At 64.1% G+C, this 1,177-nt stretch carries 1 protein-coding gene; it reads left to right on the forward strand.

Annotated elements, in window-relative coordinates; all coding sequences use genetic code 11:
• A partial coding sequence (locus tag AC01FP_RS17675; RefSeq protein ID WP_474482039.1) for an IS256 family transposase occupies positions 1-984 on the forward strand: 984 nt, incomplete at its 5' end.
• Positions 985-1,177: the final 193 nt, after the last annotated feature.

The following is a 1,177-nucleotide window of genomic DNA, read 5'->3' on the forward strand; positions in this document are numbered from 1 at the left end:
CTCGAGCCACGCCGCCGGGTGGACAAGGCTCTCTACGCCGTGGTGATGGAGGCCTACACCGGCGGCATCTCCACCAGGAAGGTTGATGCCCTGGTGGAGGCGCTGGGCGGCGCCAGCGGCGTGTCCAAATCGGAGGTAAGCCGCATCTGCCAGGGCCTCGACGAGCAGGTGAAAGCCTTTCTGGGCCGGCCGTTGGAGCACGCCCGCTACCCGTACGTCTTCCTCGATGCCACCTACCTCCACGGCCGTCTGGGGCAGAACATGCAGGTGGTTTCGCGGGCCGTCGTGGTGGCGATCGGCATCAATGCCCTCGGCTACCGAGAAGTGCTCGGCATTGCCGTGGGCGACAGCGAGGCGGAGGGCTTCTGGCGCCATTTCCTCGGCTCCCTCAAGGAGCGTGGCCTGACTGGAACCCGGCTGGTGATCTCGGACGCCCACCTGGGCCTGACGGCAGCGATCAGGCGGATGTTCCAGGGCAGCAGCTGGCAGAGGTGCCGGGTGCACTTCCTGCGCAACCTGCTCAGCCATGTGCCGAAAGCCGGCCAGGACATGGTGGCAGCGGCCATGAAGGCTGTGTTTGTGATCCAGGCCCCTGATCAGGTCCGTGGCCACTGGCAGCGGGTCACCGAGATGCTGCGCAAGCAGTTCCCAGCGGCCGTGCCCGTGATGGACGCCGCCCGCGACGACGTGCTGGCATTCCTGCACTTCCCCCAGGAGCACTGGCGCAAGATCTGGAGCACCAACCCGCTTGAGCGGCTGAATAAGGAGATCAAACGCCGCACCAACGTGGTCGGCATCTTCCCCAACGACGCTGCGATCGTGCGGTTGGTGGGTAGCCAGCTGCTGGAGCAGCAGGAGGAATGGCAGCTGGAACGCCGGCGCTTCTTCTCCGCAGCCACCATGGCCAAGATCCCGGAGCCAGAAGAGGCCTTGGATCTCACCGATGCTGATCCGGCCGCCCAGCCGGCAGTAATCACCAGCTGAAGCGCACCAGCTCCTGCCTCGATCTACACAAAACACATCGATCGCTGAGTTGCAAATTCAGCGATCAGGGTTCATAGTGGATGAACGGAGCTGCGCAATCAGCTTCCAAGCAGTCATCCTCTGACTGCTCCTGTTCACCCTCCGGAAAGGGTCACAGGACCTCCTGAGTTACACCACTCGGAGGGGCGCTACC

Source organism: Cyanobium sp. NIVA-CYA 375, assembly GCF_056108345.1.